The sequence below is a fragment of the Pseudomonas qingdaonensis genome (assembly GCF_018398475.1).
In the GTDB taxonomy this organism is placed as follows: domain Bacteria; phylum Pseudomonadota; class Gammaproteobacteria; order Pseudomonadales; family Pseudomonadaceae; genus Aquipseudomonas; species Aquipseudomonas palmensis.
Window position 1 is genome coordinate 4,433,543 of the sequence record NZ_CP074676.1, and the last position, 18,782, is coordinate 4,452,324.

Here is an 18,782-nt window from a genome sequence, read left to right on the forward strand (position 1 = left end):
TGACGGCAATGAATCGTCGTTGGTTTGAACGCGAATACTTCTCATAAATATCGCTTCTTACCAACATTTGATGACGGACGATTTCAATGCAGGCGCTTTCCAACGCTTTTCCGTTCAGTGGCCGTACCCTGACGCTGGCCATCGCTCTGACCCTGGGTGGCGGGGTGCCGCTGACCCTGCCGCTGGCCCACGCAGCCGAAACCACCACGCGCCTGACCCTGAACCTGGCGCCCCAGGCGCTGGACCGGATGCTCACTCAACTGGCCGACCAGGCCAACGTACGTCTGGTGTTCAACTCCAGCGACCTGGCTGGCCGGTCCGGTCCGGCCCTGCAGGGTGCCTTTACCCTGGCCCAGGCCCTGGACCGGTTGCTGCAGGGCAGCGGCCATACCTGGCAGTTGCTGGACGGTCAGACCCTGGTGCTGGAAAAACTGCCTGCCGCCGATGCGTCCGTGGTGCTGGGCGCCACCAACATCGACAGCCGCGCAACCGAATCGGCCTACGGCCCGGTCGACGGGATCGTGGCCAAGCGCAGCGCCACCGGCTCCAAGACCGACACGGCCCTGAGCGAGATCCCGCAGACGATCAACGTCATCACCCAGGACGAAGTGAAGATGCGCGGCGCCCAGTCGGTCACCGAGGCCCTGCGCTACACCGCCGGCATGACCGGTGGCGGCTTCGCCGACCGGGTGAAGGTGTTCGATGAACCCACCTCCCGCGGCTTCTCCCCCACCCCGCTGTACCTGGACGGCCTGCACCTGCCCTACAGCGGCGGCAGCACGGGTGGCTCGCTGCAGATCGACCCCTACACCCTGGAGCGCATCGAAGTGCTCAAGGGCCCGGCGTCGGTGCTGTATGGCCAGAACCAGCCGGGCGGCATCGTCAACATGGTGAGCAAGCGCCCCACCGCCACGCCGCTGCATGAAGTGGTCATCGGTGGCGGCAGCTACGACCGCAAGTACGGGGCCTTCGACCTCGGTGGCCCGATCGACGATCAGGGTCAGTTCCTCTATCGCCTGACCGGCGTGGTCAACGACAGCAACTCGCAGATCGACTATGCCGACCAGAACCGCATGCTGCTGGCGCCCAGCCTGACCTGGCTGGCCAACGAGCGCACCACCGTCACGGTGTTCGGCCAGTACCAGAAAGACCGCGACACCCCGGAAGCCCAGGGCCTGCCGGCCAAGGGCACGGTGTACAGCACCGCCAACGGGCGCATCAGCCGCAGCCTGTTCATCGGCGAGCCGGGCCTGAACAAATATGACCGCGAGCAGTTCGTGGTCGGCTACGAGATCGCCCACGAGCTCAACGACACCTGGACCCTCAAGCAGAACGCACGCTACGCCGACCTCGACGACCGCTACGTCGCGCCACTGCACGGCTATTCATTCGGCCCCAACCCGGTCACCGGCGCCAACGACTTCAGCTACCAGGCAGACCGCTTCGGGGTGGACTGGGCGCAGCACAACCGGGTCTACGGCATCGATAGCACCGCCCAGGCCAAGTTCAAGACCGGCGAGCTGGACCACACCCTGCTGCTGGGGGTGGACTACTACCACTTCAACTCCGAGTTCCTCGGCCGATACGACCGTCGCGGCCCGGGCATCGACCTGTACAAGCCGGTCTACGGCAGCAAGTTCACTTTCACCCAGCCTTACCGCTGGGACAACACCATTACCCAGACCGGCCTGTATGCCCAGGATCAACTGCTGTGGAACAAATGGTTCCTGACCGTGGGCGGCCGCTATGACTTTGCCGAAACCGACAACAAGACGCCGCTCAACGGCGGCCACACCAACCAGAAGGATGAAAAGTTCACCGCGCGTGCGGGGCTGGGCTACTCGTTCGACAACGGTGTGACGCCCTACGTGAGTTACGCCGAGTCGTTTTTGCCGCTGTCCGGTGTCGACGCCAACGGTTCGGGTTTCGACCCCACCAACGGCAAGCAGTATGAAGTGGGCATCAAGTACGAGCCCAGGTCGATCGACGGTTTCATCCAGCTGTCCGCCTACCAGATCGACCAGGACAACATGCTGACCAACGACCGCGACGACCCGAGCCTGAGCGTGCAGAGCGGCTCGGTGCGTTCGCGTGGTGTCGAGCTGGAAGGCAAGGTCAATGTCACCGACAACCTGAGCGTGCTGGCTGCGGTATCACGCAACCAGATCAAGTGGCGCAGCATCAACGACGGCCGCGAAGGCCGTACCCTGGCCATGCAGCCACCGCTGACCGCTTCGGCGTGGGTCAACTACGACTTCGACGTTTCCACCGTACTGGCCGGGTTCGGTGTGGGCCTGGGCGCGCGCTATGTGCGCAGCAGCTACGGTTCGGACTACGTGGGCGACTCTTTCCAGATTCCGTCCTACACCGTGTATGACGCCATGGTGTCCTATGACCTGGAAAAATCGCCGCTGCACGTCAAGGGCGTGAAGCTCAAGGCCAACCTGCAGAACCTCACGGACGAGAAGTACGTGGCGGCCTGCAATGGCGGGCTGGACTGCTATTACGGCGAAGGCCGCACCCTGAGTGCAGACGTGACCTACAACTGGTAAGACGGCGCGAGGCTGTCTGGAAAAGGCGCCCTCAGCGGCGCCTTTTTCGTTGTTGGAGGGGATGCGTGGCAGGCGCGGCCAAACGCCAGGCACAAAAAAAGCGACCCTAAGGTCGCTTCGTTTGTGGCTTCAGGGAGTTCAGTGGGCCCTGAAGCTAATATATGGCGCAGCGGACGGGACTCGAACCCGCGACCCCCGGCGTGACAGGCCGGTATTCTAACCGACTGAACTACCGCTGCGCGATACACTGAGAAGTGGTGGGTGATGACGGGATCGAACCGCCGACCCTCTGCTTGTAAGGCAGATGCTCTCCCGGCTGAGCTAATCACCCTTCGTCTCGGTGTGGCGCGCATTCTACGGAGCACCTCACACTCTGGCAAGCACTTTTTTAAAATTATTTTTCAGGCCTTCCAATGACTTAGCGGGCTTGGCCTGAACACGCCGCTCGGAGAATAATGCCCTCCTTATGTACCGAGGAGAGATGCACCCCATGTGGTTCAAAAACCTGCTGCCCTACCGCCTTACCCAGGACATCCAGTTCGACGCCGAGGCGTTGGAAACCGCACTGGCCAGCAAGCCGGCGCGCCCCTGTGCCAGCCAGGAGTTGACCACCTACGGTTTCGTCGCGCCCTTCGGCAAAGGCGAAGATGCGCCCCTGGTGCATGTCAGTGGCGACTTCATGCTGATCGCGGCACGCAAGGAAGAACGCATCCTGCCCGGCAGCGTGGTGCGTGACGCGGTCAAGGAGAAGATCGACGAGATCGAAGCCGAGCAGATGCGCAAGGTCTACAAGAAGGAGCGCGACCAGATCAAGGACGAGATCATCCAGGCCTTCCTGCCCCGAGCCTTCATCCGTCGTTCGATGATCTTCGCCGCCATCGCGCCCAAGCAGGGCCTGATCCTGGTCAACTCGGCCAGCGCCAAGCGTGCCGAGGACCTGCTGTCGACCCTGCGTGAAGTGATGGGCTCGTTGCCGGTGCGCCCGGTGACCGTGAAGATCGCCCCAAGCGCGACCCTGACCGACTGGGTCAAGTCGCAGAAGGCTGCGCCCGACTTCTATGTGCTGGACGAGTGCGAGCTGCGCGACACCCACGAAGACGGCGGCATCGTACGCTGCAAGCGCCAGGACCTGACCAGCGACGAGATCCAGCTGCACCTGGGTACCGGCAAGGTGGTGACGCAGCTGTCGCTGGCCTGGCAGGACAAGCTGTCGTTCGTGCTGGACGACAAGATGGTGATCAAGCGCCTGAAGTTCGAAGAGCTGCTGCAGGACCAGGCCGAGGAAGACGGCGGCGAAGAGGCCCTTGGCCAGCTCGATGCCAGCTTCACCCTGATGATGCTGACCTTCGGCGACTTCCTGCCGGCGCTGTTCGAAGCGCTGGGTGGGGAGGAGATCCCGCAGGGGGTCTGATCGTCTGCTCTCTATATAGCTATATAGAGGCCTTGCGGGCCTCATCGCGGGTCAAGCCCGCTCCTACAGGGTCGCTGCAATCCTTGTGGGAGCGGGCTTGACCCGCGATGGGGCCGCCGATAATAAAAAAGGAGCACCCCCATGCGCGCCCTCGCCGCCCTCAGCCGATTCGTCGGCAATACATTCGCCTGGTGGGTGCTGCTGTTTGCCCTCCTGGCCTTCTTCCAACCCGCCTGGTTCATCGGCCTCAAGGTCGCCATCGTGCCGCTGCTGGGCCTGGTGATGTTCGGCATGGGCCTGACCCTCAAGGTCGAAGACTTCGCCGCCGTGTTCCGCCAGCCCTGGCGCGTGGCCCTGGGCGTGGTCGCCCACTTCGTGATCATGCCGGGCGTGGCCTGGCTGCTGTGCCAGCTGTTCCACCTGCCCGCCGAAATCGCCGTGGGCGTGATCCTGGTCGGCTGCTGCCCAAGCGGTACCTCCTCCAATGTGATGGCGTGGCTGGCCAAGGGCGACCTGGCCCTGGCCGTGGCAATAGCCGCCGTCACCACCCTGCTCGCCCCGCTGCTGACCCCCGCGCTGATCTGGCTGCTGGCCTCGGCCTGGCTGCCGGTCTCGTTCATGGAGATGTTCTGGTCGATCCTGCAACTGGTGATGCTGCCGATCGTGCTCGGCGTGCTCGCCCAGCGCCTGCTCGGCCCGCGCGTACACCTGGCGGTGCAGGTGCTGCCGCTGGTGTCGGTGGTGAGCATCGTGCTGATCGTGTGCGCGGTGGTGGCGGCCAGCCAGGCCAAGATCGCCGAATCGGGCCTGCTGATCATGGCGGTGGTGATCCTGCACAACACCTTCGGGTTCGCCCTGGGCTACGTCACCGGCAAGCTGTTCAAGCTGCCGCTGGCCCAGCGCAAATCCCTGGCGCTGGAAGTCGGCATGCAGAACTCCGGGCTGGGCGCGGCACTGGCCAGTGCGCACTTCTCGCCCCTGGCGGCGGTGCCCAGCGCGCTGTTCAGCGTGTGGCACAACATCTCCGGTGCGCTACTCTCGACCTGGTTCCGGCGCATGGAAGAACCCGTCGCCGAAACGGCAGCGGTCGACGCCACGCGTTGACCGCCTCTTGCCCCCCGGCAAGGAAATGTGCACTATAGTGCGCACTGTGAGGACGACCTCACGACGCACCGCGTGACCGATCCGGGGACGGCCCCATCAACAGATGGAGTACTGCGCATGTCCTGGATCATCCTGTTTTTCGCAGGCCTGTTCGAAGTCGGCTGGGCCATCGGCCTCAAATACACCGACGGCTTCACCCGCCCCCTGCCCACTGTGCTCACGGTTGCCGCCATGGCGGTCAGCCTCGGCCTGCTCGGCCTTGCCATGAAGGAACTGCCGCTGGGCACCGCCTATGCGATCTGGACCGGTGTGGGCGCAGTGGGTACGGTGATCGCCGGGATCATCCTGTTTGGCGAATCCATGGCGTTGATGCGCCTGGCCAGCGTGGCACTGATCATCATCGGCCTGGTGGGGCTCAAGGTCAGCGCCAGCTGACCCCGCCCCCCCGCCTAGCGCCAGGTGCCGCGTAGTTCGCTGACACGCTCGCGCAACAGCGCCGGTTGCGCCGTTTCCACCGGTACGGCGCTACCGGCCACCAGGGTCACCCGCGACCACAGGCGCCGGAAAAACCCCTTAGCCGGGTCACGGCTGAAGAAACTCCCCCACAGGCCCTGCAGCGCCAACGGAATCACCGGCACCGGGGTGCGCTCCAGAATCAGGCTCAATCCGCCCTTGAATGCATCGATCTCGCCATCGGAGGTCAGCTTTCCTTCCGGGAAGATGCACACCAGCTCGCCGTCGGCCAGGTAGGCGGCAATTTTCTCGAACGCACGCTCGTAGGTCGGCAGGTCTTCGTTGCGCCCGGCAATCGGGATCGCCCCCGCAGTACGGAAGATGAAATTGAGCACCGGCAGGCGGTAGATCTTGTAGTACATGACAAAGCGGATCGGCCGGCGCACGGCCCCGGCAATCAGCAGCGCATCGACGAACGACACGTGGTTGCACACCAACAGCGCCGCGCCTTCATCCGGGATCTTGTCCAGGTCGCGGTGTTCGACGCGGTACATGGAATGGCTGAGCAGCCAGATCATGAAGCGCATGCTGAACTCGGGCACGATGCGGAAGATGTAGGTGTTGACCGCGATATTGAGCAGCGACACCACCAGAAACAGCTGCGGGATACTCAGCTTGGCCAGCCCCAGCAACAGCATGGTGACCACGGCCGATACCACCATGAACAGTGCATTGAGGATGTTGTTGGCGGCGATCACCCGGGCACGCTCGTCTTCGGGGGTGCGCGACTGGATCAGCGCGTACAGCGGCACGATGTAGAAACCACCGAAAACACCCAGGCCCATGATCGACAGCAGGATCCACCAGGCCTTGCTCATGCCCAGCAGGGCGAGCCAGTCATACGGCGCGCCGGCGGCCGGGATATCCCCCGAATGCCACCACCACAGCAGGCCGAACACCGTCAGGCCGAACGAGCCGAACGGCACCAGGCCGATCTCCACCTTGCGCCCGCTGAGGCGCTCGCACAGCAGCGACCCCACCGCGATGCCCACCGAGAACAGCGTGAGAATCAGCGTGACCACGGTTTCGTCGCCGTGCATCCACTCTTGGGCATAGGCCGGGATCTGCGTGAGGTAGATGGCGCCGACGAACCAGAACCACGAGTTGCCCACGATCGAGCGCGATACCGCCGGGGTCTGTTTCAGGCCCATGCGCAGGGTCGCGACGGTCTGGCTGAAGATGTTCCATTGCAGCTTGAGTTGCGGCGACGAGGCCGCGGCACGGGGGATTGCGCGGCTGGCCAGGTAGCCCAGCACCGCCACCAGCACCACCGCGCTGGCCACGATGGGCGCGTAGTGGGTGCTGGACATCATCACCCCGGCGCCGATGGTGCCGGCCAGGATCGCCAGGAAGGTACCCATCTCCACCAGGCCGTTGCCGCCCACCAGCTCCTCTTCGCGCAGGGCCTGGGGCAGGATCGAGTACTTGACCGGGCCGAACAGCGCCGAATGGGTCCCCATGGCGAAAAGCGCCACCAGCATCATCCACAGGTGGTTATAGAGAAAACCCGCGGCGCCCACGCCCATGATGACAATCTCGGCCAGCTTGATGGTGCGGATCAGCGCATCCTTGGCGAACTTTTCGCCGAACTGGCCGGCCAGGGCCGAGAACAGGAAGAACGGCAGGATGAACAGCAGCGCGCAGAGGTTGACCAGCATCGTGCCGTCGCCGCCCAGGCTGAGCTTGTAGAGAATGGCCAGGATCAGCGATTGCTTGAACAGGTTGTCGTTGAACGCCCCCAGCGACTGGGTGACGAAAAACGGCAGAAAGCGCCGTTTTTGCAGCAGGGCAAACTGTGAGGGGTGACTCATCGTCCAGGGTCCTGAGTGGGGCTTTGTTATTGGAGGAAGCCAGCCCGCAAAAAGCCACAGATGCACGGGTAAATGCAAGCCACCGCATGAACCGCTTCGCCGACAAGGCCTTCTAGCGCCAGCAAAACCCTGCCGGAGCCGGCCTTGCCGGCGAAACTGCCACCATCGTCACTTGCCCGTGCACCCCGCAATGCACGGCGACACGAACAGTTCGCCACGCCAGGCCCCCGCCAGGGTACGGCTGGCCACCACCAGCCACAGCCCTGCCAGCGCCACCACCAGCACGTGGCCCATCACCGTGAAGAACCCCAACTGCAGCCACGCCGCCAGCTTCAACGTGGCCAGGGCATACACCCCCAGCGGAAAGGTGAAGCCCCACCAGCCCAGGTTGAACGGCATGCCATCGCGCAGATGGCGCAGCGTGATCAACACGGCAGTGAGCAACCACCACAGCCCCGCGCCCCACAGCACGATACCGGCCACCAGCCCCAGCCCGCGGGCAATCTCGCCCAGGCTGCCCAGGCCATTGGCAGCGAAGATCGCCGGTGCATCACTGCCCAGCAACATCATGCCCAGGGCACCGGTGCCGATCGGCCCGAGTGCCAGCCAGCTCGAAGCGGCCATGCTCGCCTGGGGCAGCTTGTGCAGCGCCATGCGCAGGGTGAGGATGGTCAGGATGCTGAACGCCACCGGCAACGACACCGCCCACAGCACATAGCTGGTGATCAGTACCTGGAACTGGCGATGGACGTCCGTCAGGTGCGGGGCCAGCAGGCCGCCGCTGGCCGCGGCCACTTCGGCCGCCACCACCGGCAGCAGCCATACCGCGGTCATCTGGTCGATGCTGTGCTCCTGGCGGGTGAACATCAGGTAAGGGATCGCCACCCCGCACAGCAGCGCCAGGGCCACGTCCAGCCACCACAACGCCTCGACCCACGGCAGCACCCCCGTGCCCCACCGCTCGACTCCGAATACCAGCGCCCCATTGAGAATGGTCGCCAGGCCCATGGGGATGGTGCCGAAAAACATCGAGACCGTGGAATGCGCGAAAATCCGCCGCGCCTCATCGAAGAACATCACCCAGCGCGCGGTGTAGAGCACGCTGAACAGCACGAACAGGCCAATGGTCAGCAGCCACAGCGCCTCGGCCATACCCGACAACCCCGGCACCGCCTGCCGCAGCGCCAGCGCCAGCACGCCGGTGCCCATGGTCGCGGCGAACCAGTTGGGGGTGAACTGTCGGATCACCTCGCGCGGGTGAGCCAGGCGGCTCAGCGGGCGCAAGGGGTGGGCTATCTTGGTGCAGGTCATGGTGTCGGTCTCCTGTCCTCCGGTGAGGTGAAATCGATGTTACAACCCTATGGAATATCGATATAACGGGTAGTTTCTCTAACTGTTATCTGTTTTACCTATATATAAGCCGTTCGCGAGCCTTTCAAGGCTGACGTATGCTGGCGGCTGACCTCACCGGACAAGGACGTGAACATGCTCGAAAGCCTGCGGGGCTATGGCGCCGAGGTTCGCCTGCTGCTGTGCACCACCTTCGTGCTGACCCTGGCGCGGGCCATCACCCTGCCGTACCTGGTGGTGTACCTGTCGGAGCACTTCGCCCTGGGCATCAGCGCCATCGGCCTGATGATCGGCGGTGCACTGATCGTCGGCTCGCTGCTGAGCCTGTACGGCGGCTACCTGATCGACACCCTGCGCAGCTACACGGTGATCGTGTTCTCCACCCTGGCCTTCGCCCTGGCGTTCTTCGTGGCCGTGGCCAGCCGGCAACTGGGGATGCTGTTTGCCTGCCTGGTGGTGATCAACCTCACCCTGGCAGTGGTGGACATCGCCGCCAAGGCCGGCTTCTGCGCGCTGTTGCCAGTGCAGGCACGCGGCGAGGTGTTCTCGATCAAGTACACCCTGAGCAACGTCGCCTATGCCGTCGGGCCTTTTGTGGGGGTGGCGCTGGTGCTATTGGATGACCGGCTGCCGTTCGTGCTGTCGGCATTGCTGGGGCTGGGCATGTGCCTGAGCTATCAACGCCGGGGCGAGCGTGCTGCACGCGCCGGGCTCGGCGGGCCGACGCTGGGCCTGCTGGCGGTCGGCAGGCACCTGCTCGGCGATCGGCGCCTGGTGTACTTCACCCTGGGCGGCGCGCTCAGCGCGGTGGTGTTCGGCCAGTTCACGGCCTACCTGTCGCAGTACCTGGTGACCACCACATCGGCCTTCCAGGCCAACCAGACCGTCAGCTACCTGGTGGCGACCAACGCCATCACGGTGATCGCCCTGCAATACGCCATCGGCCGGCGCATCGGCAGTCGCCAGCTGATGCCCTGGCTGCTGGCCGGGATGCTGCTGTTCGTGATCGGGTTGCTGGGGTTCTCGCTGGCGCAGACATTGTGGGTGTGGTGCCTGGCGATGCTGGTGTTCACATTGGGCGAGATCATCGTGATCCCGGCCGAATACATGTTCATCGACAGCATTGCCCCGGAGCACCTGCGCGGGGTGTATTACGGCGCACAGAACCTGTCCAACCTGGGGGCGGCACTGGGGCCGGTGCTGTGCGGGTTTGCGCTGGCACACCTGATGCCGACAGCGATGTTCTACCTGATGATGCTGTCGGTGGGGCTTGCGGGGCTGTTCTATTGCCTGGGGGCACGGCGCCAGGCCTGAAGGCCGGCGCCGACAAAGATCCACGCTGCTCTTGCCGGAAAACGCAGCACCACCGAGATCAGATAGATCGCGCTCCGCGCATCGCCGGCAGGTTCAACACCCCCGCCACCGCGCACAACCCGACCAGCACCAGCGCATACACCTCGCTGGTGGCTACCAGCCCGAACTGGCGCACCATCAACCCGGCCGCCAGCGCAGGCACACAGAACGCCAGGTAGCTCAGCACGTAGAACGTGGCCATCAAGCCCGCCCGTTCATGGGTCTCGGCCAGTGGCAGGGTGCTGCGCAACGCACCCAGAAACCCCGCACCAAAGCCGCTGCCCGCCACCAGCGTGGCGGCGAAGAACAGCACCAGGCTGGCGTTGTGCAGCGCCAGCAGAATCAGCCCCACCCCGCCGGCCAGCAGCCCGGTGCCCAGCGCCAGCACCTGCTGTGCCGGGCGCAGGCGCAGCCGATAGATCGCCAGCGCACCACTGAGGGTCAGGGTCGCCACCAGCGCGCCACCGACCAGGCTGGAGCCCAGGCCGCTCACCTCCCGCACCAGCGACGGCCCCAGTGAGAGGAAGAACCCGCCAAGCGCCCACACCGCAATGTTAACCGGCAGCATGCGCCACACCGCGCCACGCGCCTGAGGCGGCACCAGCAGGCTCGGACGCAGGGCGCGCAGCGCGCCCGGCTGGCGGCTGACGCTCTCCGGCAAACGCCACACCAGCAGCGCCAGCACCACGAACAGCGCCAGCAGCACCCCATACACAAGGCGCAACGGCCACGGCGCGAACTCCACCAGCACGCTGGTGCCCAGCGCCCCGCAGGCCATGCCCAGCAGCGGCGCCAGGCTATTGACCAACGGCCCCTGTTCGCGGTCGGTATCGAGCAGCGCGGCGCCCAACACACTGGTGGCCATGCCGGTGGCAAAGCCTTGCAGCAACCGCGCCGCAAGCAGCCAGGGCACCGACTCGGCCTGGATGAACAGCAGCATCGCCACGCTCTCGAGCAGCAACGCCACGAAGATCACCGGCCGGCGCCCCAGGTAATCGGACAGCGACCCCACCGTCAGCAACGCCGCCAGCAGGCTCAAGGCATACACCGCAAACACCAGGGTCAGGGTTGCCGGCGAAAACTGCCACGCATGCTGATACAGCTGGTACAACGGCGTCGGCGCACTCGAGGCCGCCAGAAACCCGAGCAGCGCGACGGCCAGGTACACCAGCCGCAAACGCGCCGACGCCGGACGGCTGAACAATCCGATCATGTGCTTTCTCCACTAAAGCTAACCGTTAGCTTTTGTGCAGTCTGCGCGCCCTTAATCCTTAACGCAAACCCTTTGTGTTAAGGTCGCGCCATGGCGATCAAAGAAGGTATTCGCACGGGCGGTCGCAGCGCCCGTGTCCAGCAATCGGTGCACAGCGCCGTGCGGGCCCTGCTCCAGGAGCAGGACCGCGCGAGCCTGACCGTGCCCATGGTGGCCGCACGTGCCGGCGTCACCCCCTCGACCATCTACCGGCGCTGGGGTGAACTGGCGGCGCTGCTGGCCGACGTGGCGGTGGAGCGCCTGCACCCCGACAGTGAACCCCTCGACACCGGCACCTTGCGCGGCGACCTGCTGGCCTGGGCCGAGCAGTATCTGGACGAGATGAGCTCCGAGCCCGGCCGACACATGATGCGCGACGTGCTCAGCAGCGCCTGCCCCGGCTACTGCACCACCCTGCTGCGCGGCCAGTTGCAGACCTTGCTGGACCGCGCGCAGCAGCGTGGCGAAGCCGGCCCCGGGGTGGAACGGCTGCTCGACCTGCTGGTGGCTCCCACGGTGTTTCGCATTCTGTTCGCCGAAGCGCCCCCGAGCCTGCAGCAGCTGCATGAACTGGTCGAACTGGCCCTGCGCGACTGAGCACTGCGACGCTCTGCCACTGCGACCTTCGTCGGCGCTGACGAAGTGAGAACGGCGTGCCAGACTGATTGATCGTGGTTGGCCGTTACCGTTTTTTCGTTCGGAGTTTTCATGTCGCTGTCCAGCGGGCTGATCGCCCTGGTCGCCCTGGCCTATATGGCCATCATGTTCGCCATCGCCTTCTACGGCGACCGGCGCAGCACCCCGCTGCCGCCACGCCTGCGCGCGTGGGTGTACAGCCTGTCGCTGGCGGTGTACTGCACCAGCTGGACCTTCTTCGGCGCGGTCGGCCAGGCCGCCGAACAACTCTGGGCCTTTCTGCCCATCTACCTGGGGCCGGTACTGCTGATGCTGTTTGCACCCTGGGTGCTGCAGAAGATGGTGCTGATCAGCAAGCAGGAGAACATCACCTCCATCGCCGACTTCATTGCCGCGCGCTACGGCAAGTCCCAGACCCTGGCGGTGGTGGTGGCGCTGATCTGCCTGGTGGGCGTGCTGCCGTACATCGCCTTGCAGCTCAAGGGCATCGTGCTGGGGGTCAACCTGCTGATCGGTGCCGGGGCCGATGCCACCGGCAGCCGCGTGCAGGACACCGCGCTGGTGGTGTCGCTGGTGCTGGCGCTGTTCAGCATCGTGTTCGGTACCCGCAGCCTGGATGTGACCGAGCACCACCGCGGCATGGTGCTGGCCATCGCCTTCGAATCGCTGGTCAAGCTGCTGGCGTTTCTCGCCGTGGGCGCGTTCATCACCTTCAGTCTGTATGACGGCTTCGATGACCTGTTCAGCCAGGCCCGCCTGGCGCCCGCCCTTGACGGCTACTGGCAGGAAACCATCAACTGGCCGTCGATGATCGTGCAGACCGGCGTGGCAATGATGGCGATCATCTGCCTGCCGCGCCAGTTCCATGTCACCGTGGTGGAGAACATCGAACCGCAGGACATGCGCCTGGCACGCTGGGTGTTTCCGGCCTACCTGATCCTCGCCGCGCTGTTTGTGGTGCCGATTGCCCTGGCCGGGCAGATGCTGCTGCCCAACTCGGTGCTGCCGGACTCGTTCGTGATCAGCCTGCCGCTGGCCGAAGCACACCCGGCGCTGGCCTTGCTGGCCTTCATCGGCGGCGCCTCGGCCGCCACCGGCATGGTCATCGTCGAGGCCGTGGCGCTGTCGACCATGGTCTCCAACGACATGCTGCTGCCCTGGCTGCTGCGGCGCAACAACGCCGAGCGCCCGTTCGAGGTGTTCCGCCACTGGATGCTCACGGTACGCCGGGTGACCATCGTGGTGATCCTGCTGCTGGCCTACGTCAGCTACCGCCTGCTGGGCTCCACCGCCAGCCTGGCCACCATCGGCCAGGTCGCCTTCGCCGCCGTCACCCAACTGGCCCCGGCCATGCTCGGTGCGCTGTACTGGAAGCAGGCCAACCGCCGCGGCGTGTTCGCCGGCCTGGCCACCGGCACCTTCCTGTGGTTCTACACCCTGGTACTGCCGATTGCCGCCCACAGCGTGGGCTGGTCGCTGGAGCTGTTCCCGGGCCTGGCCTGGCTGCACGGCAACCCGCTCAACCTGCCGATCACCCCGCTGACCCAGGGCGTGGTGCTGTCGCTGGCAGGCAACTTCACGGTGTTCGCCTGGGTTTCGATCCTGTCGCGCACGCGGGTATCGGAGCACTGGCAGGCCGGGCGCTTCATTGGCCAGGAAACCAGCGCGCGGCCCAGCAGCCGTTCGCTGCTGGCGGTACAGATCGACGACCTGCTGCACCTGGCCGCGCGCTTCGTCGGCGAAGAGCGTGCGCGCCAGAGCTTCATCCGCTTCGCCTATCGCCAGGGCAAGGGCTTCAACCCCAACCAGAACGCCGACGGCGAATGGATCGAGCACACCGAGCGCCTGCTGTCCGGCGTGCTCGGCACCTCCTCGACCCGCGCCGTGGTCAAGGCGGCCATCGAAGGCCGCGACATGCAGCTGGAGGACGTGGTACGCATCGCCGATGAAGCCTCCGAGGTGCTGCAGTTCAACCGCGCCCTGCTGCAAGGGGCCATCGAGAACATCAGCCAGGGCATCAGCGTGGTCGACCAGTCGCTGCGCCTGGTGGCCTGGAACCGTCGCTACCTGGAACTGTTCAACTACCCCGACGGGCTGATCAGTGTCGGCCGGCCGATTGCCGACATCATCCGCTACAACGCCGAACGCGGCCTGTGCGGCCCGGGCGAGGCCCAGGTGCATGTGGCGCGGCGCCTGCACTGGATGCGTCAGGGGCGCGCGCACACCTCCGAGCGGCTGTTCCCCAATGGCCGGGTGATCGAGCTGATCGGCAACCCCATGCCCGGCGGCGGGTTCGTGATGAGCTTTACCGACATCACCCCCTTCCGCGAGGCCGAGCAGGCCCTCAAGGACGCCAACGAAGGCCTGGAGCAGCGCGTGGCCGAGCGAACCCACGAGCTGTCGCAACTGAACCTGGCGCTGACCGAGGCCAAGAGCCATGCCGAAGCGGCCAACAAGTCCAAGACCCGCTTCCTGGCGGCCGTGAGCCACGACCTGATGCAGCCGCTGAACGCCGCACGGCTGTTCTCCGCCGCGTTGTCGCACCAGGAAGAGGGCCTGTCGGGCGACGCCCAGCAACTGGTGCAGCACATGGACAGCGCCCTGCGTTCGGCCGAAGAGCTGATCAGCGACCTGCTGGACATCTCGCGCCTGGAGAACGGCAAGATCAACCCGGACGCCAAGCCGTTCGCCCTCAGCGAACTGTTCGACGCCCTGGGTGCCGAGTTCAAGGTACTGGCCCAGCAGCAGGGCCTGGATTTTCGCGTGCGTGGCAGCAAGCTGCGGGTGCATAGCGACGTCAAGCTGCTGCGGCGTATCCTGCAGAACTTCCTCACCAACGCCTTCCGCTATGGCAAGAGCCCGATCCTGCTGGGCGTGCGCCGCGACGGGGACCGCCTGTGGCTGGAAGTGTGGGACCGCGGCCCGGGCATTGCCGACGACAAGCTTCAGGTGATCTTCGAGGAATTCAAGCGCCTGGACAGCCACCAGACCCGCGCCGAAAAAGGCCTGGGCCTGGGCCTGGCGATCGCCGACGGCCTGTGCAAGGTGCTCGGCCACCCGCTGGAGGTACGCTCATCGCCCGGCAAGGGCAGCGTGTTCCGCGTCAGCGTACCGCTGGCCAGCGCCGCGAGCCCGGCCCAGGCCAAGCCAGCCGAACAGGCCGGCCAGCCGCTGGCGGGGTTGCAGGTGCTGTGCGTGGACAACGAAGACAGCATCCTGATCGGCATGAACAGCCTGCTCAGCCGCTGGGGCTGCCTGGTGTCGACGGCGCGCAACCGCGAGGAATGCGCCGCCCTGCTCGACAAGGGCCTGCGCCCGCATCTGGCGCTGGTGGACTACCACCTGGACAACGGCGAAATCGGTACCGAACTGATGGCCTGGCTACGCACGCGCCTGGGCGAGCCGGTGCCAGGGGTGGTGATCAGTGCCGACGGCCACGGCGAGACCGTGGCGCGGGTACATGCCGCCGGCCTCGACTACCTGAGCAAGCCGGTCAAGCCGGCGGCCCTGCGCGCCCTGCTCAATCGTCATCTGAGCCTGGTGCAGTAAGGCCTTCGGCAAGGTTGTCGGTGCCGCCCATGGCGCGTTCCAGCAGGTCGGCCGGCAGGCTCTTGCTGGCCCGCGCGCCGAGCAGCTTGAGCTGCTCGCTGCGACTGATCAGGTTGCCGCGCCCCTCGCAGAGCTTGTTGCGCGCCGCGGCATAGGCCTTGTCGACCTGTTGCAGGCGGTTGCCCAGCTCGTCCAGGTCCTGGATGAACAACACGAACTTGTCGTACAGCCAGCCGGCGCGCTCGGCGATCTCGCGGGCGTTCTGGCTCTGGCGCTCCTGTTTCCACAGGCTGTCGATGACCCGCAGGGTGGCGAGCAACGTGGTCGGGCTGACGATCACGATCTGGCGGTCGAAGGCCTCCTGGAACAGGTTGGGCTCGGCCTGCAGCGCCGCCGAAAACGCCGCCTCGATGGGCACGAACAACAGCACGAAATCCAGGCTGTGCAGGCCCTCGAGGCGGTTGTAGTCCTTGCCCGAGAGGCCTTTGACATGGTTGCGCAGCGACAGCACATGCTGCTTGAGCGCAGCCTGGGCCACGTCGGTTTCACTGGCGTTTACATATTGCTGGTAGGCCGTGAGGCTGACCTTGGAGTCGACCACCACCTGCTTGTCGCCGGGCAGCATGATCAGCACGTCGGGCTGGAAACGCTCGCCATCGGCGCTCTTGAGGCTGACCTGGGTCTGGTATTCGCGGCCCTTTTCGAGCCCCGCATGTTCCAGCACCCGCTCCAGAATCAACTCGCCCCAGTTGCCCTGGGTCTTCTGGCCCTTGAGTGCCTGGGTCAGGTTGGTGGCCTCGTCGCTCAGGCGCTGGTTCAACTGCTGCAGGCGCTCGAGTTCCTTGCCCAGCGAAAAGCGCTCGCGGGCTTCCTGCTGGTAGCTTTCCTCGACGCGCTTCTCGAACGACTGGATACGCTCCTTGAGCGGGTCGAGCAGTTGCCCCAGGTGCTGCTGGCTGGTCTGGGCGAAACGCTGCTCGCGCTCGTCGAAAATCTTCGTCGCCATTTCGGCAAACTGTGCACGCAGCTCGTCGCGCGAGCCCTGCAGATCGTTCAGGCGCTGCTGGTGGCTGTCCTGCTGCTCGCGCAGTTCGGCGGCAAGGCCGGCGCAGCGCGCTTCGAGGCGGCGCAGCTCGGCTTCACGGGCGTTGCGTTCAAGGTTCCAGGCATGGGCGGCATCGCGTGCGTTGTCGCGCTCGATCTGCAGCAACTCCAGCTCGCGGCCCTGAGCGGCCAGGCTGGCCTGCTTGGCGGCATTGGCCTGGCCCAGGTCGCTGATTTCGTCACGGCTGGCGTCGAGTTGCGCGCTCAGGCCCTCCTGGGCCAGCAGCGCACTGCTCAGGCGCTCCTCGGCCAGTGCGGCGGCGGCCTGCCTGTCAGCCAGCTGACGTTGCAGACGCACCAGCACCACCACAGCGGGCAAAGCCGCCACCACCATTCCCAGCACGATGCTGGTCAGATCCATTGCAGCCATAGACAGCATGCTCACCCCCAGGGAAATCCCCCAGAGCTTAACAGCCCCGGGCGGTCGATCAGTGGCTCGTGAGTTGCCCGAGCAGCCGCACGGCTTCTTTGGAGCCCTGCGCGGCAGCTTGTTCCAGCCAGTAACGTGCCTGCTCCGGCTCGTTGACCTGGGGCTGGGTGCACAGACGGCCGTATTCGAGCTGTGCCCTGCGGTCACCGGCCCGGGCAGCCTGGCGCAGCAGCTCGTGGCCGATGCGCCGGTCACGGGCGTTGCCGCAATCGCGGCACAGCATCTGCCCCAGCCGGCTCTGCGCCACCACCACACCCTGGCGTGCCGGTTGCTTGAGCAGGCGCCCGGCGAAGTGCTTGACGTTGGGGTTGTCGCCCAGGCGCGGGCTGTCGAGCAGCCACAGGGCCACCTTCAACGAAAAACGTCGGGGCTCGGCAACGGGGGGTTGGGCAGTGGGGCTTGGGGTTTTGCTGCGAAACTTCATAAAAAACGGCGAAGGCAACTCGAGAGGCGCGCCACTCTACCGGATTTTCTCGTGCATGGCCCGAGGGAATTCGAGGCTTTTTTTCCTTCAGGCGATGTTTTTTTTTGACACGTCAGTAGACATTTCGCGCGAGCCGAAATGCGCCGCGAAAATTGTCAGACACTTCCTGCATTGCTGGCACCCGCGTCCTAGAGCAGACCCGCATGACAATCCACAGAAGCTGTGGATAACTCGGTGGACAACCCCCTCCTACACCCCGCAAACCCCGGTAGAATGGGGCCCGCGCTCAAACTGACGATTTTTTCACCAGCTAAAAAAAGTGTTTTTTTTCATTGACTTGTACTTTCGAACTGGTCATCGCCAGGGCCCTGCCGCGGTGTAGCGCCACATTGACAAGAGGTGTTACAGGTGTGGACAGGTGCCCCAAAGCGAGGCACGGGATTGCACGAAAATGCTCCGCACGCGCGGTGGTGCCTCCTGGGGCCCTCTTCACAGAACAGCCTGAAATCGAGATAATGGCCGGCTTGGCGCACGAAAAGCACAAAGGGTTGCCACAACCTGGAAACTGCTGTAGTGTTGCCAGCGTTAGTACCAAGCTGAAACTCAATTCTGGCCAAAGCAGTCCTTGCAGCGTCCTGATCCGACAACGGAACAGCACCTGTTGAAACCAGGACCGGCCCACTTGATGACTCCCAGGTAACCATTACCTACTCTTGGCGAGTCACCCTGCAGATTGAACAGGATCTTCACACAGCGGCGCAGAACCTTAGCCCTGACGTGTTGCCTGTCTTCCTAGTACCTACCAGTCAGCCCTGGCGCCACCTAATCAATGCGCTTACCTCTGGCTGCCCTGTTCCAGTCAGGTTCTTCGCTCTAGCCCTAAAGCTTTGCGTTACTGGAACGTTTTATATGAACACGGCTCTTATGCTGTGTCTTTTGCAGGAACATCTAATAACTATGAATACATCCATCCATACTCAGGCTGCCATTCGCACCCTTAGCCAGGCATTTGCCCCGTTGAACTGCATGATCCATGCGGCGCGCAAGGGCAGCTTCAGCTTTACCCTGGTCAATGAACACGGCATTGCTCGTCACAGCGAGCGTCTGTATCCGGAGCAGTACGAGAGTGCTGAGCCGCTGCAAGCGGTGATTGACCGGACTCGCCAGGCACTGGTTGCCTGATGGTCGTCTGAGACGCAAGAAGCCCTGCCGGTTGGCGGGGCTTTTTTATGCCTGAAATTCAGTGACCGCCGCGCTCGACCTGCACTCTGCAAGGCCCGGATTCATTGGCCA

At 64.7% G+C, this 18,782-nt stretch carries 13 protein-coding genes and 2 tRNA genes; 8 read left to right on the forward strand and 7 right to left on the reverse strand.

Features of this window, described 5'->3' with window-relative positions; all coding sequences use genetic code 11:
* The first annotated feature begins 86 nt into the window (after window positions 1-86).
* Window positions 87-2,552, forward strand: a complete 2,466-nt coding sequence (locus KH389_RS20190; RefSeq protein ID WP_043860019.1) for a TonB-dependent siderophore receptor — start codon at window positions 87-89, stop codon at window positions 2,550-2,552.
* 162 nt (window positions 2,553-2,714) lie between these two features.
* Here KH389_RS20190 and KH389_RS20195 read toward each other — a convergent pair.
* Both KH389_RS20195 and KH389_RS20200 read right to left on the reverse strand, forming a co-directional pair.
* A tRNA-Asp gene (locus KH389_RS20195) sits at window positions 2,715-2,791 on the reverse strand.
* A gap of 16 nt (window positions 2,792-2,807) precedes the next feature.
* A tRNA-Val gene (locus tag KH389_RS20200) sits at window positions 2,808-2,883 on the reverse strand.
* A gap of 159 nt (window positions 2,884-3,042) precedes the next feature.
* Between KH389_RS20200 and rdgC the strand changes: the two genes are divergently transcribed.
* The 3 genes from rdgC to sugE all read left to right on the forward strand — a co-directional run bounded on the left by rdgC (window position 3,043) and on the right by sugE (window position 5,502).
* Window positions 3,043-3,963: a recombination-associated protein RdgC gene (gene rdgC / locus KH389_RS20205; RefSeq protein ID WP_043860018.1), complete on the forward strand. Its 921-nt coding sequence runs from the start codon at window positions 3,043-3,045 to the stop codon at window positions 3,961-3,963.
* Between the two features lie 141 nt (window positions 3,964-4,104).
* Window positions 4,105-5,067 (forward strand): bile acid:sodium symporter family protein, encoded by a 963-nt coding sequence (locus KH389_RS20210; protein ID WP_043860017.1) that lies wholly within the window; start codon window positions 4,105-4,107, stop codon window positions 5,065-5,067.
* 117 nt (window positions 5,068-5,184) lie between these two features.
* Window positions 5,185-5,502 carry a quaternary ammonium compound efflux SMR transporter SugE gene (sugE, locus tag KH389_RS20215; protein WP_043860016.1) on the forward strand — a complete coding sequence of 106 codons (318 nt, stop codon included), beginning with the start codon at window positions 5,185-5,187 and terminating at the stop codon, window positions 5,500-5,502.
* A gap of 14 nt (window positions 5,503-5,516) precedes the next feature.
* Here the strand turns inward: sugE and KH389_RS20220 are convergent, their stop codons facing one another.
* Window positions 5,517-7,391 carry an MFS transporter gene (locus tag KH389_RS20220; protein WP_043860015.1) on the reverse strand — a complete coding sequence of 625 codons (1,875 nt, stop codon included), beginning with the start codon at window positions 7,389-7,391 and terminating at the stop codon, window positions 5,517-5,519.
* 168 nt (window positions 7,392-7,559) lie between these two features.
* Window positions 7,560-8,702: a TDT family transporter gene (locus KH389_RS20225; protein WP_058541019.1), complete on the reverse strand. Its 1,143-nt coding sequence runs from the start codon at window positions 8,700-8,702 to the stop codon at window positions 7,560-7,562.
* A gap of 174 nt (window positions 8,703-8,876) precedes the next feature.
* On the opposite strand from KH389_RS20225, the gene KH389_RS20230 reads away from it, so the two are divergent.
* The gene (locus KH389_RS20230; protein ID WP_213606128.1) at window positions 8,877-10,055 is read left to right on the forward strand and encodes an MFS transporter; all 1,179 of its coding nucleotides are present in this window, start codon (window positions 8,877-8,879) and stop codon (window positions 10,053-10,055) included.
* 58 nt (window positions 10,056-10,113) lie between these two features.
* On the opposite strand, the gene KH389_RS20235 is transcribed toward KH389_RS20230, so the two are convergent.
* Window positions 10,114-11,307: an MFS transporter gene (locus KH389_RS20235; RefSeq protein WP_213606130.1), complete on the reverse strand. Its 1,194-nt coding sequence runs from the start codon at window positions 11,305-11,307 to the stop codon at window positions 10,114-10,116.
* Window positions 11,308-11,397: 90 nt separating this feature from the next.
* Between KH389_RS20235 and KH389_RS20240 the strand changes: the two genes are divergently transcribed.
* Together KH389_RS20240 and KH389_RS20245 are read left to right on the forward strand one after the other, a co-directional pair.
* Complete coding sequence (locus KH389_RS20240) at window positions 11,398-11,943, forward strand: TetR/AcrR family transcriptional regulator (RefSeq protein ID WP_043860011.1); 546 nt, start codon at window positions 11,398-11,400, stop codon at window positions 11,941-11,943.
* Between the two features lie 111 nt (window positions 11,944-12,054).
* Window positions 12,055-15,531, forward strand: coding sequence for a PAS domain-containing hybrid sensor histidine kinase/response regulator (locus tag KH389_RS20245; RefSeq protein ID WP_213606131.1), 3,477 nt, complete (start codon window positions 12,055-12,057; stop codon window positions 15,529-15,531).
* Here KH389_RS20245 and KH389_RS20250 read toward each other — a convergent pair.
* Together KH389_RS20250 and KH389_RS20255 are read right to left on the reverse strand one after the other, a co-directional pair.
* On the reverse strand, window positions 15,503-16,888 hold the full coding sequence (locus KH389_RS20250; protein ID WP_162484864.1) for a DNA recombination protein RmuC: 1,386 nt from the start codon (window positions 16,886-16,888) through the stop codon (window positions 15,503-15,505). The two genes, KH389_RS20245 and KH389_RS20250, sit on opposite strands and share 29 nt — an antisense overlap.
* Window positions 16,889-17,063: 175 nt before the next feature.
* A complete protein-coding gene (locus KH389_RS20255) occupies window positions 17,064-17,489 on the reverse strand; it encodes a tetratricopeptide repeat protein (RefSeq protein ID WP_078479791.1) in 426 nt (141 codons plus the stop codon).
* 957 nt (window positions 17,490-18,446) lie between these two features.
* Here KH389_RS20255 and KH389_RS20260 point away from each other — a divergent pair.
* Window positions 18,447-18,671, forward strand: coding sequence for a hypothetical protein (locus tag KH389_RS20260; protein WP_043862639.1), 225 nt, complete (start codon window positions 18,447-18,449; stop codon window positions 18,669-18,671).
* Window positions 18,672-18,782: the final 111 nt, after the last annotated feature.